The 24,299-nt window shown below is 39.1% G+C and carries 19 protein-coding genes and 1 pseudogene; 5 read left to right on the top strand and 15 right to left on the bottom strand.

The genetic code is table 11. The annotated features are described in order from the left end of the window. Window positions 1-5: 5 nt before the first annotated feature. From opp3C to ACFQ3N_RS03610, 4 genes are all read right to left on the bottom strand, one after another. On the bottom strand, window positions 6-1,022 hold the full coding sequence (gene opp3C / locus ACFQ3N_RS03625; protein WP_390359614.1) for an oligopeptide ABC transporter permease: 1,017 nt from the start codon (window positions 1,020-1,022) through the stop codon (window positions 6-8). Then, a complete protein-coding gene (gene opp3b / locus ACFQ3N_RS03620) occupies window positions 1,009-1,947 on the bottom strand; it encodes an oligopeptide ABC transporter permease (protein WP_390359612.1) in 939 nt (312 codons plus the stop codon). The genes opp3C and opp3b overlap by 14 nt, the downstream gene beginning before the upstream one ends. A gap of 113 nt (window positions 1,948-2,060) precedes the next feature. Continuing rightward, window positions 2,061-3,722 carry a peptide ABC transporter substrate-binding protein gene (locus ACFQ3N_RS03615; protein WP_390359610.1) on the bottom strand — a complete coding sequence of 554 codons (1,662 nt, stop codon included), beginning with the start codon at window positions 3,720-3,722 and terminating at the stop codon, window positions 2,061-2,063. A gap of 100 nt (window positions 3,723-3,822) precedes the next feature. Further along, window positions 3,823-4,824 carry a proline racemase family protein gene (locus ACFQ3N_RS03610; RefSeq protein WP_390359608.1) on the bottom strand — a complete coding sequence of 334 codons (1,002 nt, stop codon included), beginning with the start codon at window positions 4,822-4,824 and terminating at the stop codon, window positions 3,823-3,825. 130 nt (window positions 4,825-4,954) lie between these two features. Between ACFQ3N_RS03610 and ACFQ3N_RS03605 the strand changes: the two genes are divergently transcribed. Next, window positions 4,955-6,061 carry a M24 family metallopeptidase gene (locus ACFQ3N_RS03605; RefSeq protein ID WP_390359606.1) on the top strand — a complete coding sequence of 369 codons (1,107 nt, stop codon included), beginning with the start codon at window positions 4,955-4,957 and terminating at the stop codon, window positions 6,059-6,061. Between the two features lie 135 nt (window positions 6,062-6,196). Here the strand turns inward: ACFQ3N_RS03605 and ACFQ3N_RS03600 are convergent, their stop codons facing one another. Continuing rightward, window positions 6,197-7,153: an ornithine cyclodeaminase family protein gene (locus tag ACFQ3N_RS03600; protein WP_390359605.1), complete on the bottom strand. Its 957-nt coding sequence runs from the start codon at window positions 7,151-7,153 to the stop codon at window positions 6,197-6,199. A gap of 905 nt (window positions 7,154-8,058) precedes the next feature. After that, window positions 8,059-9,032, bottom strand: a pseudogene (locus ACFQ3N_RS03595) (IS1380 family transposase). 255 nt (window positions 9,033-9,287) lie between these two features. Between ACFQ3N_RS03595 and ACFQ3N_RS03590 the strand changes: the two are divergent. From ACFQ3N_RS03590 to ACFQ3N_RS03575, 4 genes are all read left to right on the top strand, one after another. After that, the gene (locus ACFQ3N_RS03590) at window positions 9,288-10,058 is read left to right on the top strand and encodes a 2-keto-4-pentenoate hydratase (RefSeq protein WP_390359603.1); all 771 of its coding nucleotides are present in this window, start codon (window positions 9,288-9,290) and stop codon (window positions 10,056-10,058) included. Window positions 10,059-10,322: 264 nt separating this feature from the next. Further along, complete coding sequence (locus tag ACFQ3N_RS03585; protein WP_390359601.1) at window positions 10,323-11,141, top strand: amino acid ABC transporter substrate-binding protein; 819 nt, start codon at window positions 10,323-10,325, stop codon at window positions 11,139-11,141. Further along, window positions 11,128-11,829, top strand: a complete 702-nt coding sequence (locus ACFQ3N_RS03580; RefSeq protein ID WP_390359790.1) for an amino acid ABC transporter permease — start codon at window positions 11,128-11,130, stop codon at window positions 11,827-11,829. The genes ACFQ3N_RS03585 and ACFQ3N_RS03580 overlap by 14 nt, the downstream gene beginning before the upstream one ends. Window positions 11,830-11,849: 20 nt before the next feature. Then, complete coding sequence (locus tag ACFQ3N_RS03575) at window positions 11,850-12,599, top strand: amino acid ABC transporter ATP-binding protein (RefSeq protein WP_390359599.1); 750 nt, start codon at window positions 11,850-11,852, stop codon at window positions 12,597-12,599. Window positions 12,600-12,659: 60 nt separating this feature from the next. On the opposite strand, the gene ilvA is transcribed toward ACFQ3N_RS03575, so the two are convergent. The 9 genes from ilvA to ilvD all read right to left on the bottom strand — a co-directional run bounded on the left by ilvA (window position 12,660) and on the right by ilvD (window position 24,209). After that, a complete protein-coding gene (gene ilvA, locus ACFQ3N_RS03570; protein ID WP_390359597.1) occupies window positions 12,660-13,679 on the bottom strand; it encodes a threonine ammonia-lyase in 1,020 nt (339 codons plus the stop codon). A 31-nt stretch (window positions 13,680-13,710) separates the two neighbouring features. Continuing rightward, a complete protein-coding gene (leuD, locus tag ACFQ3N_RS03565) occupies window positions 13,711-14,283 on the bottom strand; it encodes a 3-isopropylmalate dehydratase small subunit (protein WP_390359595.1) in 573 nt (190 codons plus the stop codon). A gap of 14 nt (window positions 14,284-14,297) precedes the next feature. After that, the gene (gene leuC / locus ACFQ3N_RS03560) at window positions 14,298-15,704 is read right to left on the bottom strand and encodes a 3-isopropylmalate dehydratase large subunit (RefSeq protein ID WP_390359593.1); all 1,407 of its coding nucleotides are present in this window, start codon (window positions 15,702-15,704) and stop codon (window positions 14,298-14,300) included. A gap of 19 nt (window positions 15,705-15,723) precedes the next feature. Then, a complete protein-coding gene (leuB, locus tag ACFQ3N_RS03555; RefSeq protein ID WP_390359591.1) occupies window positions 15,724-16,830 on the bottom strand; it encodes a 3-isopropylmalate dehydrogenase in 1,107 nt (368 codons plus the stop codon). Between the two features lie 26 nt (window positions 16,831-16,856). Further along, window positions 16,857-18,401 carry a 2-isopropylmalate synthase gene (locus ACFQ3N_RS03550; protein WP_390359590.1) on the bottom strand — a complete coding sequence of 515 codons (1,545 nt, stop codon included), beginning with the start codon at window positions 18,399-18,401 and terminating at the stop codon, window positions 16,857-16,859. Further along, a complete protein-coding gene (ilvC, locus tag ACFQ3N_RS03545) occupies window positions 18,388-19,431 on the bottom strand; it encodes a ketol-acid reductoisomerase (protein ID WP_390359588.1) in 1,044 nt (347 codons plus the stop codon). Before ilvC ends, ACFQ3N_RS03550 begins: the two co-directional genes overlap by 14 nt. Before the next feature lie 30 nt (window positions 19,432-19,461). After that, entirely contained in the window at window positions 19,462-19,980 is a 519-nt protein-coding gene (ilvN, locus tag ACFQ3N_RS03540; RefSeq protein ID WP_390359586.1) for an acetolactate synthase small subunit, read from the bottom strand. Then, a complete protein-coding gene (ilvB, locus tag ACFQ3N_RS03535; protein ID WP_390359584.1) occupies window positions 19,977-21,698 on the bottom strand; it encodes a biosynthetic-type acetolactate synthase large subunit in 1,722 nt (573 codons plus the stop codon). Before ilvB ends, ilvN begins: the two co-directional genes overlap by 4 nt. Window positions 21,699-22,514: 816 nt before the next feature. Beyond that, window positions 22,515-24,209 carry a dihydroxy-acid dehydratase gene (ilvD, locus tag ACFQ3N_RS03530; RefSeq protein ID WP_390359582.1) on the bottom strand — a complete coding sequence of 565 codons (1,695 nt, stop codon included), beginning with the start codon at window positions 24,207-24,209 and terminating at the stop codon, window positions 22,515-22,517. Between the last annotated feature and the right edge of the window lie 90 nt (window positions 24,210-24,299).

Here is a 24,299-nt window from a genome sequence, read left to right as displayed (position 1 = left end):
CACCTCTATTTCCTCATTTTAGGATCAAATGCATCACGCAAACCATCACCTACAAGATTAAAACTAATCATAATTAAACTTATTATAATAGAAGAAAATATCAGCGAATGCGGATATATTTTAAGTAATTTAAAACCATCATTGATTATTGTTCCAAGAGATGCAGCAGGAGGTTGAATTCCCAATCCTATGAAACTGAGAAAAGCCTCTGTAAAAATAGCGTTTGGAATTGTAAACATCGTGGTAATGATAATCGGCCCTAATGAGTTAGGTATGAGATGCCCCCACAATAACTGTTTATCTTTGGCCCCCAACGTTCTTGATGCCAATACGAATTCTTGACCTTTTAATTTTAAAACTTGACCCCTTATAATTCTTGCCATATTCACCCACCCAGTAATTACCATCGCAAGCGTAATTGACATAATACCGGGTTGTAAAATCAATATTAGCAAAATAACAACAATTAAATTAGGTACACCAACCAACACTTCTATAATACGTTGCATCACATTATCAACTTTTCCACCATAGAAAGCGGAAATGCTGCCATAAGCAACACCAATTATTAAATCCAATAATGCTGCTAGGAAAGCTATATATAATGATATCCTTGTACCTTGCCAAATTCGACTCCAAACATCTCTACCCAAATCATCTGTTCCAAACCAAAAATTTCCTTCTACACTTTTTTGCTCATATTGGTTCTTACCACGGATATCTACACCATCAAACCCAATAAATGGTATTTCTTCCAATAATGGAACTTTAGCGGGAAGGTTTGCTCGCGATAAGTTTTGTTCTTCATACCCGTAACTGTTCATCATCGGTCCCAGAATTGCCATCAAGATAATTATAATGATTAAAATCAGACCAACTACTGCCCCCTTATTTTTTCTTAAACGGAGCCAGGAATCCTTCCAGTAAGTGGCTGGTGGGCGAGTTGTTTTCTCCACTTTTGTATGGTCGTTACCAGCCTCATCAAATAGGTCATCGGTTAGTTTATGTTCAGGTATGCCCATCTTTTCCACCTCCTGAAAGCCGTATCCTTGGATCAATTACACCATAAAGAAGATCGACTATAAAAATCACTGTGATAAAAAGTATACTAAAAAATAACGTAACACCCATTATTACTGGATAATCATTTGTCATGATTGATTTAACAAATTGTTCTCCCAGACCAGGTATACTGAATATTTTTTCGACTACTAATGTTCCAGTCATCAGGTATACAACTAAGGGACCCAATATTGTAATGATTGGTATCATTGCATTACGCAAACCATGCTTGAATACAACTACCGAATCACGTATACCCTTTGATCGAGCAGTATTAATATATTCTTGCCCTAATACATCCAGCATTTCCGTTCTCATAAATCTTGCAATAGTGGCTACAACAAAAGCGGCTAACGATATTGTAGGTAAAATCGAATACTCAAAACCTTCCCAAAAAGCTACTGGCAGCCATTGTAACCTCACCCCTACCCAATATTGGAGAAGACCTGCGAACACAAAGTTGGGAATGGATAAACCAATTACAGCTAAAATCATGGATCCATAATCCATATACGTATTATGTTTGAGTGCTGCAATAATGCCTAACAATAATCCGATAATCGTACCAACTATAAGTGACTGTGCACCTAATAGTGCAGATGCTCCAATTCTTTCGGATATAATATTAGTGACAGGTCGACCCTCAAACTGAAATGAAACACCAAAATCACCTTGTATAATATTCCCTAAATACTTTACATATTGTATGGAAACTGGTTCATCTAGACCATATTTTTCATACATAATTTCTTGTTGAGCGTCAGTCATTCGCTCATCGTTAAATGGTGACCCTGGAAGCGTTTGCATTAGAAAGAATGTAAATGTAGCGATTAAGAGAAATGTAAATAACATGTACGCGAGTCTACTTACAATATATTTCTTCATATGGACACCTCTAAGTTCGAGTATAAAAATCTGTAATCAACTACTTTAATAGTTATGGATTGTATCTCCCTATCACCCTATAAGACGATAAGAAGATACGCTTTTATTAATAACTATTTATCGACTTTAACCCATTTATAGCTATACGTAGAATTTGAATGTGCAATAAAATCCTGAACGTATGGCTTTATTAGTCTTGCAGATCCAGCCTGATACATCGGTGAGATAGCTGCTTCTTCTTCAATTAGGATACGCTCCGCTTCTTGCATGTCCTTAAACCGCTGCGTAATATCCGAAAAGTCCGTTTGCGCCTTTTTTACCAATTTATCATATTTTTCATTTTTAAAATTTTGCCAATTATATGGACCATCTGAAAGAAAAACGGACAAAAACTCTACAGGATCGTTAACATCATTTCTCCATCCTGAATGTGAAATATCATAGTCAAGGTTGTCCTCCAATGCCAACTTTTGTTTATTTGGCTGCTGGTTAATTGATACTGTCAACCCTGGTAGATTGGTTTCCCATTGATTTTTAATATACTCAGCAACAGATTTCCGTTGACCGTCATCATAACTTAATAATTCAAGTGAGACTTCATTGACGCCCAGTTCGTCCATTCCTTTTTTAAATAACTCTTGTGCTTTTGCAACTTTACCTGTGTTCATATCACCGAATTTTTCTCGGAAATCTTCGCCAGATGGTGATACATTAAATTCATGCGGTACAAGGTAATAAGCAGGCTTAGAACCATTTTTTAGTATAACATCCGCAGCTTGTTCTTTATCCCAAGCCATATCAAGTGCTTTTCGAATATTTGCGTTACTTAAAAATTCATTTTCCTGATTAAAGCGGAGAAAGTACACTTCTGACTTAACAGACGTATCATAGTCATCATCATCTTTGAATACATCAACAAATTCAGAAGATAGATTAGCGATATCGATTGTATTTGCCTCGTACAAATTTACTTCAGTAGAAGTATCTTTAGCTACCTTGAAATTAATTTCATTCGTTTCTACTGCCTCAACATCCCAGTATTCTTTATTTTTCTTTAAGTTCCAGCTCTGACTGTGATCCCAGGATTCTAGAGTGTATGGTCCATTAAAGATAAGATTTTCTACTTCAAGTGCATAATCCTCACCTTGTTCCTCGACAAACTTTTTATTTTGCGGATAAAAAACAGGATGCGTTAACAACTCGATGAAGTAAGGGACACCGTTTTCCAATGTAACCTCTAATGTATGTTTATCCACAGCCTTCACCCCAAGCTTATCGACCTTCCCATACATATCATGTTCCGGATTCTGAATTTCGGTAGCATTTTTTATCTGCGACATTAGATAAGCATGTGGGGAAAACGTGTCTGGATGAAGTGCTTTTTTCCAAGCATATATAAAATCGTTTGTAGTAACCGGATCTCCATTTGACCATGTTGCGTTTTCTCTTAAGTAAAACGTATATTTCTTCCCATCCTCACTAGTTTCGTGATCGCTTGCTATACCTTCTATTGGGTTACCATCTTTGCCGATTCTAAAAAGCCCTTCGAAAATGTTTTGAACAATCGTTTGTGATAGCCCATCCATTGTTCCGTTTGTTTTTAAAGTAGGTATTTCACCAGTAGTTGCAAGGTGTAATACACTTTCAGTTTCGCTTGCCTCCCCTTCTTTTTGTTTTGGTTCTTCAATTGATTCACCACTACCTCCGTAACATCCTGCCAAAATAAGAATAGTAGAAAGTACGATCCAAACAATACTAACCTTTTTTATAGACATTCTTTTTCCTCCTTGTATTTAAAAATAGTATAAAATTTTATACACATATAGAATTACTGTCTGAAAATTTATACATATTCCTTCTGTGCACATACCTGTTTCACAACAAAAACCCCTCCGGCATGGAATCTCTCGTGTCTACCACGAACTGATGAAAGCCAGTTATGCTTGCTGTCCCTGCAACTCTTGGAACGACTGCGTCATATTGATTAACATTTGTTTCCTGTAGTACTTCACTTTGAAAAACGCCGTCCGTAATACTTTCATGAAGGAACGATTCACCCTTTTTCAATTCACCACGAGCATATAACGTTGCAACTCTGGCGCTTGTTCCCGTACCACACGGTGAACGATCGATTTGATGATCAGCAAAAATCGTTACATTTTTCAAATTAGCCTCTTTATTAGACGATTCACCTGAAAAGATTACACCGTAAATATCTTTTAAATCATTTTGAATTGGATGCGTCACATCTAGGTTTTCTTCTACATAATGTTTTATTTTCATGCCAAGTAACTGCAATTTTGGTAAATCATCAAAATTCAACTGTACATTTACTTTGACACTGTCAACAATAGCGTAAAATGCTCCTCCAAATGCGATATCTACAGGGAACGTTAATCCATCTACTTCTACTATAAAGTCCTTTTCATAGATAAATGAGGCTACATTTTCAAACGATACATCTATCACTTTTTGGCCCTTACACCTGGCATAGGCTATTACTTCACCGGCAGGGCTATCAATAATGAATTTTCTCTGATTGCCCTTCACTTCAAATTGCCCCGTTTCAATCACCATGGTCACGACGGCAATAATTCCATGCCCACACATCGTGCTCCACCCTTCATTATGCAAAAACAAGACTCCAAAATCAGCGTGCTCTGAAGCTGGCGGAGTAATAATACACCCATACATTCCGTGATGACCCCTTGGCTCATTCATCAATGTTTTTCTCAGACTATCTAAGTGCTCTACACAGTACAATCTGCGCTCAGGTTGTGTCTTACCTTGAATTTCCGGTAGTCCACCAGTGATGATGCGTAGCGGCTCACCTGCTACATGTAAATCAACCGTTGATATCATTCGATTAAAATCCAATATTCCACCTCCATTTTTCTATTACTCAATATATTGCAATTTTTATGCCAAGTTTGAATTTTCATCATATAGTAGTGGCATAACAATTGCATGTTACACTGGTATAACTTAAATAAATGGAGGGTTCAATATGACAATTGATTACTACGAAAGAATATCTGTGCTTCTCGATACATTAACAGAAAGAAATATCGATGTTGCAATGATTACTGCTCCGGCAAATGTTTTTTACTATACTGGTTTTAACTCTGATCCACACGAACGATTTATGGCATTAATTTTGGATGGTAGGAATAAGGAATTAACACTATTTGTTCCGGCATTGGATAAGGAAATCGCTGAAAATGAATCCTTCGTAAAAAATATTGTTCCGATTTCCGATGAGGAGGATCCGTTTGTTAAATTAAAAAGTAAATACGGACCAAGTTTGCAGCATATCGGTTTGGAGAAAAAAGAGGTCAGTATGTTCCGTCATAACCAATTGCAATTGGCTTTCCCACATGCTTCCTATGACGATATACAACCTACAATCAACTTCCAGAGAGGGAAAAAATCCAGAAACGAAATTGACTATTTACAAGAAGCCGTTGATATCATAGAGAAAGTTCTTGCTGAGGGTATTAAAAAAGTCAAAATCGGAATGACCGAGACTGAACTAGCTGCAGAATTAGAATTTCTCATGAAAAAGTTTGGTGCTGTTGGTCCATCCTTTTCAACTATCGTACTTGCCGGTGAAAAAGCGGCATTGCCACACGGGGTTCCTGGAGAACGTGCATTCCAAAATGGTGACTTTTTATTAATTGATTTTGGTGTCATAACCAAAAATGGATATTGTTCTGATATTACACGAACATTCATTATTGGAGAAGCCTCGGAAAAACAAAGAGAAATCTATAACATTGTACTGGAGTCTAATCAAGCTGGTGTAAACGCTGTTAAAGCAGGTGTTGCCCTTAAAAACTTTGATATAGCAGCAAGAAAAGTGATTGATGATAGCGGTTATGGAGACTATTTCAACAATCGTGTTGGACACGGACTTGGAGTTGAAGTACATGAAGAACCATCCATCCATGAAAATAATGATGAGATAGCTGAAAAAGGATTATTGTTTACCATAGAACCTGGGATTTACATACCAAATTATGGTGGTGTACGTATTGAAGATGAGGTTTACATCAATGAAGACGGTGAAGTCGAAGTATTGACGTCGTTCCCAAGGGAAATACAAGTTTTATAATTCCAATAGAAAAACACCTCTATGAATTTTTTCTGCTCATAGAGGTGTTTTTCCTTATAGTATATTAAGGTAAGTATTCAGAGTTTCAGAAAAGCAGTGCACAAACTAGGATTATTTACGGATCTGACAATTGATTTAGATCCGATTAATTTTCCCATCTCTATTTTTTTCATAAATAATCTTGGCCGTAATTAAATCGAATATACCTATACCTACCGACTTAAATAATAAAGTTTTATCTTGTATATTTTCTGGTCTATGTTGCTCCTTAATCATATTTTCCAACGACATGGTATCCGTTTCATTCGCACCAAAACATTTTGCACTAATCATATCTCCCGATTCATGGAATGCACTATATGCATCCACATAAAACTCGTCTACTTCGGATAAAAATGTATTTGGCAGTTCCTGCATAGAAGGCTTAAACGATCCAACCGCAATAACCTGTTTGCCCTTCCAATCACATGGCTCCATATCGGGTAAAACAGGAGTTTGCGATGTTGTTGTTGTGATAATTATATCTGATTTCTTAATTAACTCAGGCAATTTTGCCTCTTGAATAGTTAAATCTGGAAATTCAATTTCTGCTTTTGAAATAAATTCTTTTAATTTTTCGTTGCTCCGATTATAGACATAAACGGAGTCAATGTCTCGGATAGTACACGCAGATTGCAAATGGCTCCAGCCTTGAGTGCCTGTCCCAACGATTCCAACGGACGAGGCATTTTGATCTGAAATATATTTCATTCCTAGACCACCAAGTGCCCCAGTACGCAACGCAGTAATTGGCATAGCATCACAAGTCATAAGAGGCTCAAGCGTTTTTCGGTCATACAGTACCATCAAACCATGAATCGTTGGTTTATCTAGTTTGTTATTATTAGGTGCAACACCGATTAGTTTAGTTGCATAATAGTCACCATAAAAAGCAGGCATTAATAATGCTGTATTTCCCCCATCATCAATATGCATACGATCAGGAGTAATTTTATTAGTGTCTTCATTTTGCATATAATAGTCTTCAATGGAGTCTATTACTTCCTGCATAGTAATCATCTTATTTATCTCATTTCCGGACAACAAATTCATGTAGTATCCTCCCTTGATTTTATTTTTTCATTCCAAAAAAGTGTTCAAATAAATCAGCCAGAACGGTTATCTTTGATCCGCTTTCACCTACTAAGATTCCTTCCACCCTTTATAGTTCACCACGAGTATGTAATGTAGCAACTCTGGCGTTGTTCCTATAACCAGGTGAACGGTCGATTTGATAATCAGCAAAATCGTCACATTTTTTAAAATCAGCCCTTCAGTAGATGGATCGCCCCAATAGATTACACCTCCACTTTTCATCACTTAATTCTAATGCAAATTATATGCCAGGTTTGATTTTTGCTTATAAATGTCAGTGTTATTCAACTGTAGGTTACTGCAGTATTAATACACAAATGGAACCTGGAATCTACATACCAAATTATGACGGTGTTCTTATGTAAGACGAGGTATCCATCAATGAGGATGATGTAGCTGAGGTACTTCCTCCGTTTCCAAGGAAAAGTCATTTCATTTTTTATAGTAACATTCTAAGAAAGAAACCTGTATAATGAGTTTATTCATTATACAGGTAAATAATTTATTTCACTCTTACTCCTCTTAATTATTCTCTAGTTTTAAATCATTTTCTTTAAATTCGTTTACGACATCCTTCGTAAAAAGGTCCATCCCCACTAAGAAAAATCATTTTATTTATTATATTTAAACCCGAATTATTCATACCTTTGAATAAAAGCGCTGGGTACAATTATTTTTCTGTTGTTTTTTTAAAAAATGTGGTGTGATCAGAAAAGTTATAACAAGATACAACCACAAGTGCTGAAAATTGGCCATTTTTGGACACACTTCTCCCTTGGTCTTGATGGGGCTTTTAAAAATGAGAAATAATCGATATATATGCTTCATTCCAGTTTTAGAGCTTGAATTCGCTGAAGTACATTTCAGAAAAATCGTTGATACACGAAACTGGAAGATAATTTAAAATACAGCGAGCGTCCTGACTTTACTAATTTACTGGCGACCTTAATAACTTTTGATCGTATGGTCTGAATTTGCATGCTTTTCTGTTCTTCCGGAAAGCAGAGTGTGCGCAACCAATTGGTTAAGTTATACGCCAACAGGCTCAGCGACATTCTTACTTCATTCGACTGATAGGAATGGCTGCTCATTCTGTCCAGATAGAAGCCATCTTTCGCTTCCTTGATATAATTTTCCATTGCCGGGACTGCAAAACCACTGTCACCGCGCACAAATGGTGTCGTCTCCGGGAATTCTTCATTGTAATGGGTGATAAGAGGCTTCACAAAATCCACGACACCATGGATGTATAGACATTTCCCGGTCGCAGGTCAGCCTTCAGAAAGTCAGCTGTCACGCCATCAAAAGCTACCAATGGGTGGAAGCCGACAGTACCATAATGGGTATTAAAGGCTTTTTCCTCCTGGTCACCGTAGGCATCTGCATGGGTGGAATCCAAATCAATGATAAGTGCCTCAGACTCCCTGTATTGATGGACTTTATCCAACAATTCCTGGTTCGCCTGATTTATTTGTTCCATCGATTCATCATCAAATCGTGGGAACAAACGGGATAAACTGGGTTGGGAAGCCAATGCATCGGTTCCAATGATTTGCATGAAAACAGGGTCATGTGTCAATTGATCGGCCGCGTCATCTTCGGCATATCCGGCAACCATTTGATAAACCTTTTGACGAAGCAAATTTTCGCTGGAATGAGCATAATACTGTCTTTCGTCTTTTAGCTTCAAATGGTTGAACAATGTATCGAAAAAACCGATTTTTTCATCAAACTCTCGAAATAAGAACTCGCCTGTATCGGAGGAAAGAGCGCCTCCATCGTTCGACAATTTAACTTGACGATTGAAATCCATCGTTATTTGCGGTAAAGTAGCCATTATAAGAATCCTTTCTGTTGGTTATTTGTTCGCACTTTAACCCTACCAGAAATGGATTCTTTTTTCATTTATTTGATGAACTATCAAATCAAGAGTGAAGCTTGACAGACAAGTATTATTCGGTGATTCAAAGAGTATCTATGAATAATTCAGGTTAAAATGTTTTAATATAACAACCATGCAATTTACGGATCATAGACATCCAATAGCTCAAACCGTATAATAAACTATAAAAAGTAAATGGGAGGTAATACCATGCAACACAAACTACATAATTTTACTGAAAAACTCTTTAACGCCTACGATTCTAAAAAACCCATATCTAAAGAAGACATTCCAGCTGATATTGAAAAATCAACTGCTTACGAAATTCAGCATCAAATTACGGATAGAAAAGTGGCAACTAATCAGGATAATCTTATCGGTTACAAAATTAGTTTAACAAGTCCAGAAACACAACAATTGTTTAATGCAACAACACCCCTTTATGGAGCTTTAACCGACACGAGTCTTTCTAACGGTACGATTGAATTAGATAAGATGCTTTCTCCATTGATTGAAATTGAGCTAATGTTTATTGCCAATGAGAATCTATCTATCACTGATGACCAAGAGACAATTCTTCAAAAAATGAGGATAGCACCTGGTCTTGAAATTCCTGATTCCCGTTTCACCGACTGGTTCCCTAAGGTTAGCTTGGGGCAAGTTATTGCCGATAGTGCAGTTGCAGGTAAAATAGTTGTAGGAGAATCTGTAAAGGGAATAACATTCGAACAATTAAACTCTGTGAACGCTATTTTAAAGTTGGACGGAGAAGAAATTGCTCAGGGTCCCTCATCTGAAGTCCTTGGAAATCCAGTTCATGCAATAAAATGGCTTATGGAAGAACTAGCCAAAAGTGGACGTAAGATCGAAAAAGGAATGATCATTTCATCCGGTACATTTATTCTTCCTAAAGTGCTGGAAAAAGGGAAATATCAAGTAGAATATGAAGGTATTGGAAACGTTAGCCTTCACGTCATTTAATAGTTTAGCTAACATCCCCTAAGGCTTTAAAAGCCTTAGGGGATGTTCTTTTTAACTAGAAATACCATTCAACAGGATATGACATAAACCGGGAAGTGACAGGCACCCTCCCCATAAAAATTCTGCAGTTGGGAACTATAAAAAAGTAGCAATTTATTTACTTTACATGGAACTCCATGTGAGGTTATAATCAAACTGGCATTTAAATCCCGATACGATTACTTGGGTTTTGTCCCTAATAAAATAATTGGAGGTTTTGACAACATGAAAAAAGGACTATGGACATTAATGATTGGACTTATATTAATTTTAGCAGCATGCGGAACAGGCGATGGAGAAGATTCCGCTTCAAATGGGGATAACGGAGATAGTGAAGAAACAAATCTTCATGATCAAATTATCGAAGACGGAGTTATTTCAGTAGGCACAGAAGGTACGTATGCTCCTTATACGTTTCATAACGAAGAAGATGAGTTAACTGGGTACGATGTAGAAGTGATGAGAGAAATTGCAGATCGGATGGGAATTGAAGTTGATTTCGAAGAGACACAATGGGACTCTATGTTCGCTGGTTTAAATGCAGAGCGCTTTGATGTCATTGCTAATCAGGTGGGTATTAATCCAGACCGCCTAGAAAACTATGATTTTTCAGATCCATATACCGTATCATCTGCTGTAGTTGTAGTGCCAGAGGCTAACACAGATGTAACTTCTTTTGCAGACTTAGAAGGAAAGCAATCAGCCCAATCACTAACAAGTAATTTTGCTACTATTGCTGAAGAAAATGGTGCTGAACTTGTCCAGGTAGAAGGGTTAGCACAATCCATTGAATTAATTAAACAAGATCGTGTGGAACTTACTGTAAATGACAGATTAGCAGTACTTGATTATATGAACCAACAACCTGATTCAGGTGTTAAAATTGCCGTACGTGAAGGAGATGCATCAGAAACAGCTTTCGCATTTAACAAAGGCAACGCGGAATTAGTAGAAGCTTTCAACGAACAATTAGAGGCTATGAAAGAAGATGGAACGTTAGCGGAAATCTCTGAGAAGTGGTTTGGCGAAGATGTATCCAAGTGATCTTTTATTAACGATAACAGCTGATATGGGAGGATGGGAGTTATTCAAAAACTCCCTTTGGCCCATGATTCAAGGGGGAATTAAATACACGATTCCGCTTACCTTAATTTCTTTTACACTGGGATTATTTTTAGCGTTAATCACCGCTATCATGCGTCTTTCCAACCGTATTTACTTTACATTTCCTGCTAGAGTCTTTGTATCAGCCATAAGGGGAACCCCATTACTTGTTCAACTGTTTATTATCTTTTTTGGATTGGGTAGCATTGGATTAACAATTGATCCATTTCCTAGTGCGATCATTGCTTTTTCACTTAATGTAGGAGCATACGCATCTGAGATTATTCGGGCATCTATCTTATCTGTACCAAAAGGGCAGTGGGAAGCAAGCCATACGATTGGGATGAGCTATGGTCAGGCTTTAAAGCGGATCATTTTACCGCAAGCAACCAGAGTATCTATTCCACCACTATCCAATACATTTATAAGTTTAGTAAAAGATACCTCACTTGCTTCTTTAATTTTAGTGACTGAATTGTTTCGAAAGGCTCAGGAAATTGCTGCAAGGACGTATGATTTTATGCTGCTCTATATAGAAGCGGCAATCTTGTATTGGGTATTATGTTTTTTCCTTTCCATTATTCAGGATAGGATTGAAAATCGTTTGGAACGACATATTGCTCGGTAACCAAGGAGGGATGAAAAGTAGTGTTTTTATCAGTAAAAAGGTTGACGAAAGCCTTTGGTGAATTAGAAGTTTTAAAAGACGTCGATTTAGATATAGATAAAGGTAACATAGTAACGATCATTGGCCCTTCCGGTTCAGGAAAAACAACATTGCTTCGGTGTTTAAATGCACTGGAAATGCCTAATGATGGAGTTTTTGCCTTTCATGACGGAATAGAAGTTGATTTTAGTAAACAACCGAGTAAAAAAGAAGTAACAGCTCTGCAACGCAGGTCTGGTATGGTTTTTCAATCATATAATCTGTTTCCGCACAAAACCGCATTGGAAAATGTAACAGAAGGACCCTTGATTGTTCAAAAAAGACCTAAAAAGGAAGTTCTGGAGTTAGCGGAAAATCTTCTAAATAAAGTAGGCTTAGGAGATAAAATGGATCTCTACCCTCACCAGCTTTCCGGTGGACAACAACAGAGAGTAGGTATAGCCAGAGCGCTGGCAATACAACCTGAATTAATGTTGTTTGATGAACCGACATCCGCTCTTGATCCAGAATTAGTTGGCGAAGTACTGAAGGTAATAAAAGACCTAGCAAACGAGGGATGGACAATGGTGATTGTGACGCATGAATTAAAATTTGCTGAGCAAGTATCAGATCAGATCATTTTTATAGATGAAGGTAGAATTATCGAACAAGGCCCTCCGGAAATCGTTCTAAAATCACCTAAACAAGAAAGAACTCAACAATTCTTACAACGAATATTAAATCCATCTTAATACAAGCAGATGATCCCATTGTAAAGTAGGGATCATCTGCTTTGTTTACTATTAAGACAATTAAGCCGGGTGATGAAGCTTTTCAGCGAGTCTTTGAATTTTTGCCATCGTTCCAATATCCATATTGCCGCCACTGACAATGATGCCGCAATGGTTTGCCTTAATATTATTATTATGTGTAAATAAAGCTGCTAGTGCTGCTGCTCCTGCCCCTTCCATCAATGTCTTATTCCGCTCCAACATATAGACGATAGCAGAAGCAATTTCCTCATCTGTAACGGTTACAATATCATCTACATATTCCCGAATTAACGGAAGTGTGTTTTCACCAGGCTGCTTAACAGCTATCCCCTCTGCAATAGTAGAAACTGATTTAAGTCTCTTTACCATATTTTTATGAAAGCTTTCATACATAGAGGATGCACCAGTTGCCTGAACTCCAATTATTTTAATATCTGGATTAACATACTTTGCAGCAATTGCTGTACCACTTATAAGTCCACCACCACCAATTGGTACAATAAGTGTATCAAGCTGATTCTCCTGCTGCAGCATTTCCATTGCTATTGTTCCTTGACCAGCCATGACATCAAAATCATCAAATGGGTGAACATAGACAGCACCAGTTTGGATTTGTTTTTTTAAAGAAGCTTCATATGCCTCTTGAAACGTTTCGCCTATAAGCACCACTTCTGCCCCATATGCTTTTGTCGCTTTAATCTTTGCAAGTGGTGTTCCTTTTGCCATGAATATCGTCGCACGGGCACCAAGCTTTGCCGCTGCTAGCGCAACGCCTTGGGCATGATTCCCTGCTGAGGCAGTGATGACGCCTTTTTTTAATTGTTCCCCTGACAACTGCATGAGTTTAAAACTTGCCCCTCTAAATTTAAAGGCTCCTGTCTTCTGTTGGTTTTCCATTTTAAAGTAGACATGTTTCCCAACTAACTCGTTGGTTGTCGCTGATGTTAGCAATGGTGTTCGGTGGACGATGGGTGCTAATCGCCCCATCGCACCACTTATTGTTTCACCCGTTAAGCAATTCCCAATTAACTCACACTCCTTAATTATTTTGTTCGACATCATTCGCTAAAAACCGAGAAGTGACAGGCACCTATTCGTATGCTGCTATCTTCTCTTCATGTTGCATGGTCAGTGCTATCTCGTCCCAGCCGTTTAGTAGTTTTTCTTTGTGGTATGCTGGGATATCGAAGTGTACCTCGTGTTGAGCAGAATCCACGATCAATTGTTTTTCCAAGTCAACCGCTAGCGTTAACTTTCCTTCTTCTGCTCGTTTCATCCACTGATTCACTTGTTCTCCATTCATTTGAATAGGTATAATCCCGTTTTTCAATGCATTATTATAAAAAATATCTGCAAAACTTGGTGCTATGACAACACGAAATCCATAATCCAGTAATGCCCAAGGCGCATGTTCCCTAGAAGAACCACAGCCAAAATTTTCTCCCGCTACTATGATCGAAGCATTGTCATATGCTTTCTTATTTAAACTAAAATCATCCCGTTTATTCCCATCATCATCAAATCGCCAATGATAAAATAAAAATTGGCCAAATCCAGTCCGTTCAATTCGTTTTAGAAATTGCTTCGGAATAATCTGATCTGTATCCACATTTGTACGATTTAAAGGATAGACAATTCCTTTATGGTGTTGAATAGCTTCCATTTCCATACCACCTCCTATTGATGCACTTCTGCTACTTTACGAACGTCGACAAAATGTCCTTCTATCGCCGCCGCTGCTGCCATTTCTGGACTCACTAAGTGTGTTCTCGCTCCATTTCCTTGTCTTCCTTCAAAATTTCGATTGGATGTGGAGGCACACCTTCCACCGGGTGGTACAATATCGTCATTCATCGCTAAACACATACTACACCCGGCTTCACGCCACTCAAAGCCTGCCTCTGTGAAAATAGTATCCAGTCCTTCTTTTTCAGCCTGTAATTTAATACTGAATGAACCAGGTACAACGATTGCTCTTACGTCCTTATTGACTTTTTTCCCTTTAACAAATGCTGCTGCCTTTTGTAAATCACTTAATCTGGAATTGGTACAAGACCCAATAAATACATGATCAATCGTAATAGAAGTGATCGGTTGATTTTCATCAAGCCCCATATAATCCAGTGCTCGAACAACATCTTCCTTATATTCTACTTGGCTCAAATCTGGGGTAGTTCCACTAACCGGTACACACATTCCTGGATTTGTTCCCCATGATACTTGTGGTTCAATCTCTTCTGCTTTGATCGTTACGGTTTTATCATAAGCAGCACCATCATCAGTAGCAAGGTCTCTCCAAGTATCAGCAATTTCTGTAAAGGCTTCCCCGGAAGGAACATGAACTCTTCCTTCTAAAAATTCAATCGTTTTTTCATCTGGACTAATCAATCCTGCTCTAGCTCCCGCTTCAATCGACATGTTACATACAGTCATCCGTTCGTCCATCGATAAGTTCCGAACCGCTTCACCCGTATATTCGATTACATACCCAGTTCCAAACCGCACGCCAAACTTAGCAATAATAGCTAGAATTAAATCCTTTGCAGTTACCCCTGTTCCGAGATTACCTTCCACCTGCACATTTAGGGTCTTCGGACGTTCCTGCCATAGTGATTGCGTGGCCAATACATGCTCCACTTCACTAGTACCGATTCCAAAAGCTAGCGCACCAAACGCTCCATGTGTGGAAGTATGACTATCCCCACACACAATTGTTTTTCCTGGTTGTGTTAGTCCGAGCTCTGGACCAATTACATGCACAATTCCTTGGTCAGGGTGATACATATCCGCTAATGTAATACCATTCTCGACGCAGTTCTTTTTCAATGTTTCCATTTGCTTTTTAGCAGTTTGATCGTTGATAACATCCCTATTTCTAGTTGGTACATTATGGTCCACCGTTGCATACGTTAAATCTGGACGCCGTACTTTTCGATTATTTAAACGTAACCCCTCAAATGCCTGAGGAGAGGTTACTTCATGAACTAGATGCAAATCAATATACAATAAATCCGGTGTCCCTTCTTCCTCGTGGACCACATGTTTATCCCAGATTTTTTCAATAATTGTTTTCGGTTTTCCCATTTTCTAACACCTCCACACATTAGGAATACATACTGCAAATACTGTCTGAAACACTTTTGGTTGTCATATTTTCTACTACAATCGCCGTCATTTCCTTAGTTGATACTTGTTTACCACCTTTTATATGCAAGTCAGGTGTGTAATAACCTTGCCTCAACGTTTCATGAACCGCCTGCTCAATTTCTGTTGCTTCCTCTTCCAAATGGAACGTATGTCTAAGCATCATGGCAACTGATAAAATCATACCTAATGGATTAGCAATTCCAAGTCCAGCAATGTCAGGCGCTGAACCATGAACAGGTTCATAAAGACCTACCCCATCTGAACGAATACTAGCAGATGGCAGCATTCCTAAAGACCCTGTTAAAACAGAAGCTTCGTCACTTAAAATATCACCAAACAGATTTTCCGTAACCATGACATCAAACTGGTTAGGCTGTGTGACAAGCTTCATTGCTGCAGCATCAACAAGCAGGTGCTCTACGGTAACATCCGGATAGTCCTTGCTTTTTTCATTCACGATTTCCCGCCACATTCGACTCGATTCTAATACATTCGCTTTATCAACAGATGTCAGGTGTTTCCTTCTGATTTGTGCACTTTGAAATGCTTTATCAATAATCCGCTCCATTTCACTTCGCTGATAATAAAGTGTATCAACAACAGCATTTCCATTTTCACGCCGTTCACTAGGCTTTCCAAAATAAAGCCCACCTGTCAGTTCACGAATGATTAAAATATCACTGCCTTTAATCACACTCTCTTTTAGTGGTGAGGCATGCAATAAAGATGTAAAACCTTTAACAGGACGTAAATTAGCAAATAATCCTAACGATTTCCGAATTCCCAGTAAGCCTTTCTCTGGTCTCAGATTAGCCGGTAGAGAATCCCATTTTGGTCCACCTACAGCTCCGAGCAAAATAGCATCTGCTTGCTGACATGCCTTAATTGTTTCGTTAGGCAAAGGTGTGCCATATTGGTCAATGGCATCTCCACCAATTGCATGTTGATGAAGCGCAAAGCTATGGCCAAATTCACTAGCAACCGCATTTAACACAAGCTTTGCCGACTCCATAATTTCCGTTCCAACACCATCACCCGGAAGTAGAATAATTTGCTTGTTCATACTCTTTCCTCCTTATTTTTATTTTGTTATTTTACTGCTTTCTCCTGTTTGGAGGATTTCTGTTGGATCATATAACGATTCACTGCATTTAAAAACGCATTTGCAGAAGCTTCCAAAACGTCCTGGGCAGTTCCTCTTCCATTCATCGTTTTTCCATTAACAACGAGTTGAACATGGGATTCTGCAAGGGCATCCTTGCCACGCCCTACTGAATTAAGCTGGTAATCTACTAACTTTAATTCCTCCTCAATTAATGCATCCATTGTTTTGTACAGTGCTTCAACACTCCCCTGACCAGTGCAAGCTGTTTGTACGGTACTTCCACTTGGTGTATTCAGTGAAACTGTTGCAGTCGGGATGTTAGCAGTACCATATTGAACCTGAAACATCTCCAATTTATACTTATGGACGGTTGAGGTATCTGTTTGAATTTCCATTAGAATCGTATATAAATCGTCATCTGTTACTTCTTTTTTATGATCTGTTAACTGTTTAAACAAGCTAAATGCTTCTTTTAATTTATCCTCAGAAAGATCAATGCCAAGTTCGTGTACTTTATCTTTAAAAGCATGACGACCTGAGTGTTTTCCAAGGAACAAGGTGTTCGCTGTTACCCCGACCATTTCAGGTGTGATAATTTCATAGGTTTCTTTATTTTTTAAAACGCCATCCTGATGAATACCAGACTCATGAGAAAATGCATTACGCCCAACAACTGCTTTATTTGCCTGCACATACATACCGGTTAATTTGGCAACTAAATCACTCGTACGCTTAATCTCATTCAATCTTAAATTTGTCGTATATGGGTATTGATCAGAACGGATCCTTAAAGCGACTGCCAGTTCTTCCAATGCAGCATTTCCAGCTCGTTCTCCAATCCCATTAATAGTACCTTCCACTTGTGTTGCACCATTTTCCACTGCTGCAATCGAATTAGCAACAGCCATTCCCAAGTCATTATGGCAATGACATGAAAGACTGACTCGATCTATATTGGGTACGTTTTCCTTTACAAATCGGAACAAATTCCCGTATTCAAGTGGGGTCGTATATCCGACTGTATCCGGCAAATTAATGACAGTAGCCCCAGCATCAATAACCTCTTCAATGATTTGTGCTAGAAAATTCCAATCGGACCTGGATGCATCTTCCGCCGAAAACTCAACTTGTGGAAACTTTTCTCTGGCATACGCAACCATACTTACTGCCGTTTCAATAACTTGCTCAGGTGTCTTCTTCAATTTATAGGTCATATGAATGGGTGAGGTTGCCAGGAAAAGATGCAAACATGGCTCTGAAGCACTTTTCAACGCTTCCCAGGCCGTATCGACATCAGATTTCACCGTTCTTGCTAAACCTGTTATTGATGTTTCTTGAAGCGTTTCCGCAATCATTTTTACTGCATTAAACTCTCCTTTGGAGGAAGCAGGAAACCCTGCCTCAATGCGATCAACACCGAATCGTTCCAGCTGTTTTGCAATTTCCAATTTCTCCAGTTGGTTAAGGTTAACACCTGGTGATTGCTCACCATCACGTAACGTTGTATCAAAAATTTTAATTTTTGACATGCAATTTCACATCCTTTTGTTTAGTTTGTTTTGTTTGTAATGGTTGTTTGACAAAAGGCATTAATTCACGTAACTCCTTTCCTACTTGTTCAATTGGATGCTTACTTTCCCTAGCATTAATCGCATTAAATTGTGGTCGATTTGCTTGATTTTCAAGAATCCATCCTTTAGCAAATTCACCTGACTGTACTTCTGCAAGAATTTCTTTCATACGTTCTTTCGTTTCGTCATTAATGACGCGAGGTCCTGAAACAAAATCGCCCCATTGTGCTGTATCTGAAATCGAATATCTTACATTTTCTAATCCACCTTCATACATCAAATCAACTATCAGTTTCACTTCATGCAAGCATTCAAAGTACGCTACTTCTGGTTGATATCCAGCTTCTGTTAACGTTTCAAACCCTGCTTTTACGAGGCTTGTGAGTCCACCACACAACACTGCTTGCTCCCCAAACAAATCCGTTTCAGTTTCTTCCTGGAAGCTGGTTTCAAGGACTCCGGCTCTTGCTGCCCCGATCCCTTGTGCATAGGCAAGTGCAAGTTGTTTTGCGTTTCCAGTTACATCTTGATAAACACCATATAACGCTGGAACTCCAGCACCTTCTTCATACGTTCTGCGTACTAAATGTCCCGGTCCTTTTGGTGCAACAAGAAATACATCGACATCACTTGGTGGAACAATTTGGTTAAAATGTACGTTAAATCCATGGGCAAAAGCAATGGCGTTTCCTGGCTGCAAATTCGGTTTAATGCTCTCATGATAAACTGCTGTCTGATGTTCGTCTGGTAAAAGAATCATCACCACATCAGCTTCCTGTACCGCCTCAGAAACAGAGACAACATCAAAACCATCCTCTTCTGCTTTACGCTGCGATTTTCCTGTTCTAAGTCCAACAACTACATCGTAACCACTTTCACGAAGATTCAATGCATGTGCATGACCTTGAGATCCATAACCGACAACAGCAACTTTCTTATTCTGCAATACCCCTTTTTGAATATCCTTTTCGTAAAGTACTTTTGACATGATAATCGTCCTCCCTGTTTTTGAAATTTTTTATATTAAATGTGAATTAATCTCCGTTACTTCTTTGGGCTGATGTCCTCTTAAAAATGCAGTCATACCTGTTTTCGTAAGCTCTTTGATTCCGTATGGTCTGAGTAACAAAATGAGTGCTTCTACTTTGTCTGGCTTTCCTGTTACCTGAATGGTTAAACTGTCCTTACTAACGTCAATGACTGATGCACGAAACGGAGCAATAACGCCTTGAATCTCAGCTCGTAACTGACCGCTTCCGCCAACTTTTATAAGTGCTAGCTCCCTTGCAACAATTGCCTTATCCGAAATATCTGTTACTTTTAGTACGTCTATTTGTTTATTTAACTGTTTAGTTAACTGCTCGAGTTTTTGATGGTCATCAACCTCAACAACAAATGTCATGTTGGATATACCTTCTTTTTCGGAGCTACCAACCGAAATACTCTCAATATTAAATTGACGTTTATGAAGCATCCCCGTAATCCGGTTAAGAACACCTCCCCGGTTCTGAACGGTAGCTATGATGATTCGTTTCATCTCCTCACCCCTATCATTTCGTGAATTCCTTTACCTGGGGCAATCATCGGGTAAACATTTGCTAGTTGAACAACGCGGCAATCAACTACAACAGGCCCATCATAGGAAAATACGTCCTCGAGCACCTGGACGAGATTATCTTCCTGATCCACTTTCAACCCGCGAATCCCGTAGCTTTCTGCAAGTTTTACGAAATCAGGATTGGTAGAAAAAATAGACTCCGAATACCTTGCTTCATAAAAGCTTCCTTGCCACTGCCTCACCATACCAAGCGCCTCGTTGTTCACAATAATTACTTTGACCGGAAGATTTCTTTCCTGGATCACGGACAATTCCTGAAGCGTCATTTGAAAGCCGCCATCACCAACTAAAGCAACAACCAAATCTTGCGGAGCACCTAATTGCGCGCCAACTGCTGCCGGAAAGCCAAACCCCATCGTTCCAAGTCCACCTGAGGTAACCCAACGATTTGGTTTATCAAATGTGTAGAACTGTGCTGCCCACATTTGATGCTGACCCACATCGGTTGTAACAATCGCCTCCCCATTGGATACACGATACACTTGTTCAATCAACCATTGAGGTGACATCAAGTCATTTGATCGTTCGTACCATAACGGATAATCTGATTTATTTTGCTGTAATTTCACTGTCCAATCGCCATGACCTTTCACGTCTATAGAGCTTTTTAACAAGGTTTGTAACGCTATCTTCGCATCTGCCACGATCGGTATTTCCGTTGGCACATTTTTTCCTATTTCGGCAGGATCAATATCAATATGGGCTACCCGTGCATTCGGTGCAAAATGCTTTAAGTTTCCGGTTAAACGATCATCAAACCGTGCTCCGATATTAATTAATAAATCACATTCATAGATCGCCATATTAGCTGCATACGATCCATGCATCCCAGCCATTCCTAAGGACTGTTCGTTTGAACCTGGAAAACTCCCTAACCCAAGCAACGTGTTTGCTACCGGTAACTTGTATTTCTCAGCAAATTCCTTTAGCTCTCCTGATGCTTTAGCAAATAACACGCCTGCACCAGCCAGTAAGAGTGGCTTTTTGGATCGACTTAACGCTTCTGCTAATTTAGTCATCTGCAATGGATTTGGCGTTTTATTAGGTTGATATCCAGGTAAATAAAAATCATTTTCAAATTCTTCGGCTGAGATCACTGCAGATACATCTTTAGGAATATCTACAACAACTGGACCTGGTCGACCTGTAGTAGCGATATGAAATGCTTCATTAACGATCCTAGGAATCTCGGACACGTTTTTCACTTGATAGTTATACTTGGTAATGGGTGTTGTGATCCCCATTACATCCGACTCTTGAAATGCATCCGTTCCGATCACACTACTTGCTACTTGACCAGTAAAAACTACTAATGGCAACGAATCCATCATTGCATCGGTAATTCCTGTTACTAAATTAGTTGCACCAGGACCAGATGTTGCCAGCACCACTCCCGGGTTTCCGGTAACTCTTGCATAACCTTCTGCTGCGTGAATTGCACCTTGTTCATGCCTTGTTAACACATGCTCAAAAGGTGCCTTACTACGGTATATCGCGTCATAAATAGGTAATACCGCTCCGCCAGGATAACCAAATAACGTATCTACTTTAGCATCCACCAATGTTTCAATAAGTAAATCTGCACCCGTTATCCCTTCTTTCGTACCACTCATTTCACGCTTTGCCTCAACCTTCACTACTACTCGCCTCCTTTTAATTTTAGAAACCCATGGATTCCCACTATAGTGGCAATTTCCTTCGATTTCCTTATACTTTTAACCGGTAGTCAAGTTCTACTTGGTAGATAAGAAAATTTCATACTTTCTTATCTACTAAAAAAAGACCCTTCACACCCCCTAAACATCTGCGCATTTACAGAATTATTGGGGAGAAAAGAGTCTTTTCACGGTACCACCCAGGTTTATAGCACTCTTACGAATACTACCTTATTAAGCTGATGTTCAGCCTATTTGATAACAGGTGCATGAGCGTGCACCTGGCCAAGTCTAATGGAGTAAGTTCGTTCAACTTAGCACTCAGAGATGATGTCAGAACAACTCGTATTTCTAGGCTTCCAGCAACCCTAGATCTCTGTAAATACAATTAACATGTTCCTTTTTTCCCGTCATTGAGTTAGGTTTATTAAATTCTTTCGAAATCTTATTTTCAGAAATAAGTGATTTTTGAATAGTTAATATTGCCGTTAATCATATAACGGATTTAAGAAAGGGTCAACACCTTTTTAAAAGTTTTTTGATACTTTTGATAAGTCTAATTATTTGTATGCGCTTACAACCCTTGTATAATCATTAATTTGAAAGAATAAATATAATATTACATTTTTATTACACAAACCCAAAGCACAAATGCCGTTTAACGACGAATCGACTGCGCCCACAAATAGTGGGTGGCCCCTGTAAAAAATGACCCCAGGCTCATTACCCGGAGTCATCAAAATAAACTTTCTCTATTTATTAGAAAGCCTTAGTTGCACTTATGCAAGTAGGATAGTTTTATACTTTCCTATCTGCCAAAAAATCTGTTACAGCACCTTTTGACGAACACGAAACATTATGTGCATATTTTCCTAGGATTCCCTTTTTGTATAATGGCGGGGCAACCCATTCCTTACGGCGTTTTTCTAATACAGCTTCTGCAACTTCAACCGTTATTTCTTTTTTGTCAGAGTCAATTGTTACGGTATCGCCTTCTTGTAAAAATGCAATTGGCCCACCAACTTGAGCTTCAGGTGCAATGTGGCCAACAACTAATCCATGTGTTCCACCTGAAAATCGACCATCGGTTAACAAGGCAACTTTTTCGCCTAAGCCTTTCCCAACTAACAAACTGGACACGGATAACATTTCGGGCATACCCGGCCCACCTTTAGGTCCGACATGGCGTATAACTAATACATCCCCGTCATTTATTTTATTTTCCCTGACCGCTTGAGTAGCTTCTTTTTCGGTGTTAAATACGCGAGCAGGACCTGAGTGACGTTTCACTTTAACTCCTGATACTTTAGCAACAGCCCCACTCGGAGCTAAATTACCTTTTAAAACGATTAACGGACCATCGGCTCTTTTCGGATTTTCAAATGGCATAATAACGTTTTGCCCTTCTTCAAGTGAAGGTGCTTCTGCCATATTTTCCGCGATGGTTTTACCAGTTACTGTGATACAGTCCCCATGTAAATAGCCTGCTTCGTAAAGGAGTTTCATTACCGCCTGCACTCCACCAACACGATGTAAGTCTTGCATGACATATTGACCACTTGGTTTTAGATCAGCAAGATGTGGTGTCTTTGCTTGAATTCGATTAAAATCATCAATTGTCACATCTACTTCAATGGCATGGGCGATGGACAACAAATGAAGAACAGCGTTTGTTGACCCCCCAAGCGCCATGACAACTGTAATTGCATTTTCAAATGCTTCCTTGGTCATGATATCTTTTGGAAAAATTCTTTTTTCCAGCAAGTGGTACACAGCTTCTCCTGCATCCCTACAGTCTGCTGCCTTTTCTTGTGACTCAGCAGGATTCGACGAGCTGCCTGGTAAACTCATTCCCATCGCTTCAACTGCTGATGCCATTGTATTTGCTGTATACATCCCTCCACATGATCCTGCTCCAGGACATGCTTTGCATTCAATCGATCGTAATTCCTCGTCATCTATATCGCCATTGTTATGCTTGCCGACCCCTTCAAACACAGAAACGATATCGATATCTTTACCGTTATGGTTTCCTGGTGCAATCGTCCCACCATACAAAAATACAGCCGGAACCTCTGCATTAGCAATGGCAATCATACATCCCGGAATGTTTTTATCACAAGCTCCAATGGCAACGAGGCCGTCCAAGCTTTCTGCACCTACCACGGTTTCAATAGAATCTGCAATCACATCACGGCTTGGCAACGAATAGCGCATTCCTTGAGTCCCCATTGAGATCCCATCCGAAACTGTAATCGTATTAAAAATCAATGGTACACTGCCTGCTTCTTTTGCGCCCTCCTTTGCATAAATTGCCAAATCATCAATATGTATATTACATGGTGTCACCTCACTCCACGTACTTGCAATACCAATCATCGGCTTTTTAAAATCCTCATCCGTTACACCAACAGCCCTTAACATGGCACGGTTTGGCGCCTTCAAAGATCCCTCACTGAAAACCTGACTTTTTATCCGCAAATCTTTTTCCACCCTAGCATCCCCTTCCTTGTTAGATAAGTGCAACTTTGGCTTTCGCCATTAAGGCTTGGCGATAAGCCAAGTTTTCTAAAAATTAATACA

This window comes from Virgibacillus byunsanensis (assembly GCF_042675965.1).
GTDB lineage: Bacteria > Bacillota > Bacilli > Bacillales > Amphibacillaceae > Virgibacillus_R > Virgibacillus_R byunsanensis.
Note: the sequence above shows the minus strand (reverse complement) of the source record. Positions and strands in the feature narration are given on the sequence as shown.

Coding starts and splice junctions, on each gene's coding strand:
- opp3C (WP_390359614.1), bottom strand. CDS start 1,022: ATGGGCATACCTGAACATAAACTAACCGATGACCTATTTGATGAGGCT.
- opp3b (WP_390359612.1), bottom strand. CDS start 1,947: ATGAAGAAATATATTGTAAGTAGACTCGCGTACATGTTATTTACATTT.
- ACFQ3N_RS03615 (WP_390359610.1), bottom strand. CDS start 3,722: ATGTCTATAAAAAAGGTTAGTATTGTTTGGATCGTACTTTCTACTATT.
- ACFQ3N_RS03605 (WP_390359606.1), top strand. CDS start 4,955: ATGACAATTGATTACTACGAAAGAATATCTGTGCTTCTCGATACATTA.
- ACFQ3N_RS03600 (WP_390359605.1), bottom strand. CDS start 7,153: ATGAATTTGTTGTCCGGAAATGAGATAAATAAGATGATTACTATGCAG.
- ACFQ3N_RS03590 (WP_390359603.1), top strand. CDS start 9,288: ATGCAACACAAACTACATAATTTTACTGAAAAACTCTTTAACGCCTAC.
- ACFQ3N_RS03585 (WP_390359601.1), top strand. CDS start 10,323: ATGAAAAAAGGACTATGGACATTAATGATTGGACTTATATTAATTTTA.
- ACFQ3N_RS03580 (WP_390359790.1), top strand. CDS start 11,128: ATGTATCCAAGTGATCTTTTATTAACGATAACAGCTGATATGGGAGGA.
- ilvA (WP_390359597.1), bottom strand. CDS start 13,679: ATGTCGAACAAAATAATTAAGGAGTGTGAGTTAATTGGGAATTGCTTA.
- leuD (WP_390359595.1), bottom strand. CDS start 14,283: ATGGAAGCTATTCAACACCATAAAGGAATTGTCTATCCTTTAAATCGT.
- leuC (WP_390359593.1), bottom strand. CDS start 15,704: ATGGGAAAACCGAAAACAATTATTGAAAAAATCTGGGATAAACATGTG.
- leuB (WP_390359591.1), bottom strand. CDS start 16,830: ATGAACAAGCAAATTATTCTACTTCCGGGTGATGGTGTTGGAACGGAA.
- ACFQ3N_RS03550 (WP_390359590.1), bottom strand. CDS start 18,401: ATGTCAAAAATTAAAATTTTTGATACAACGTTACGTGATGGTGAGCAA.
- ilvC (WP_390359588.1), bottom strand. CDS start 19,431: ATGTCAAAAGTACTTTACGAAAAGGATATTCAAAAAGGGGTATTGCAG.
- ilvN (WP_390359586.1), bottom strand. CDS start 19,980: ATGAAACGAATCATCATAGCTACCGTTCAGAACCGGGGAGGTGTTCTT.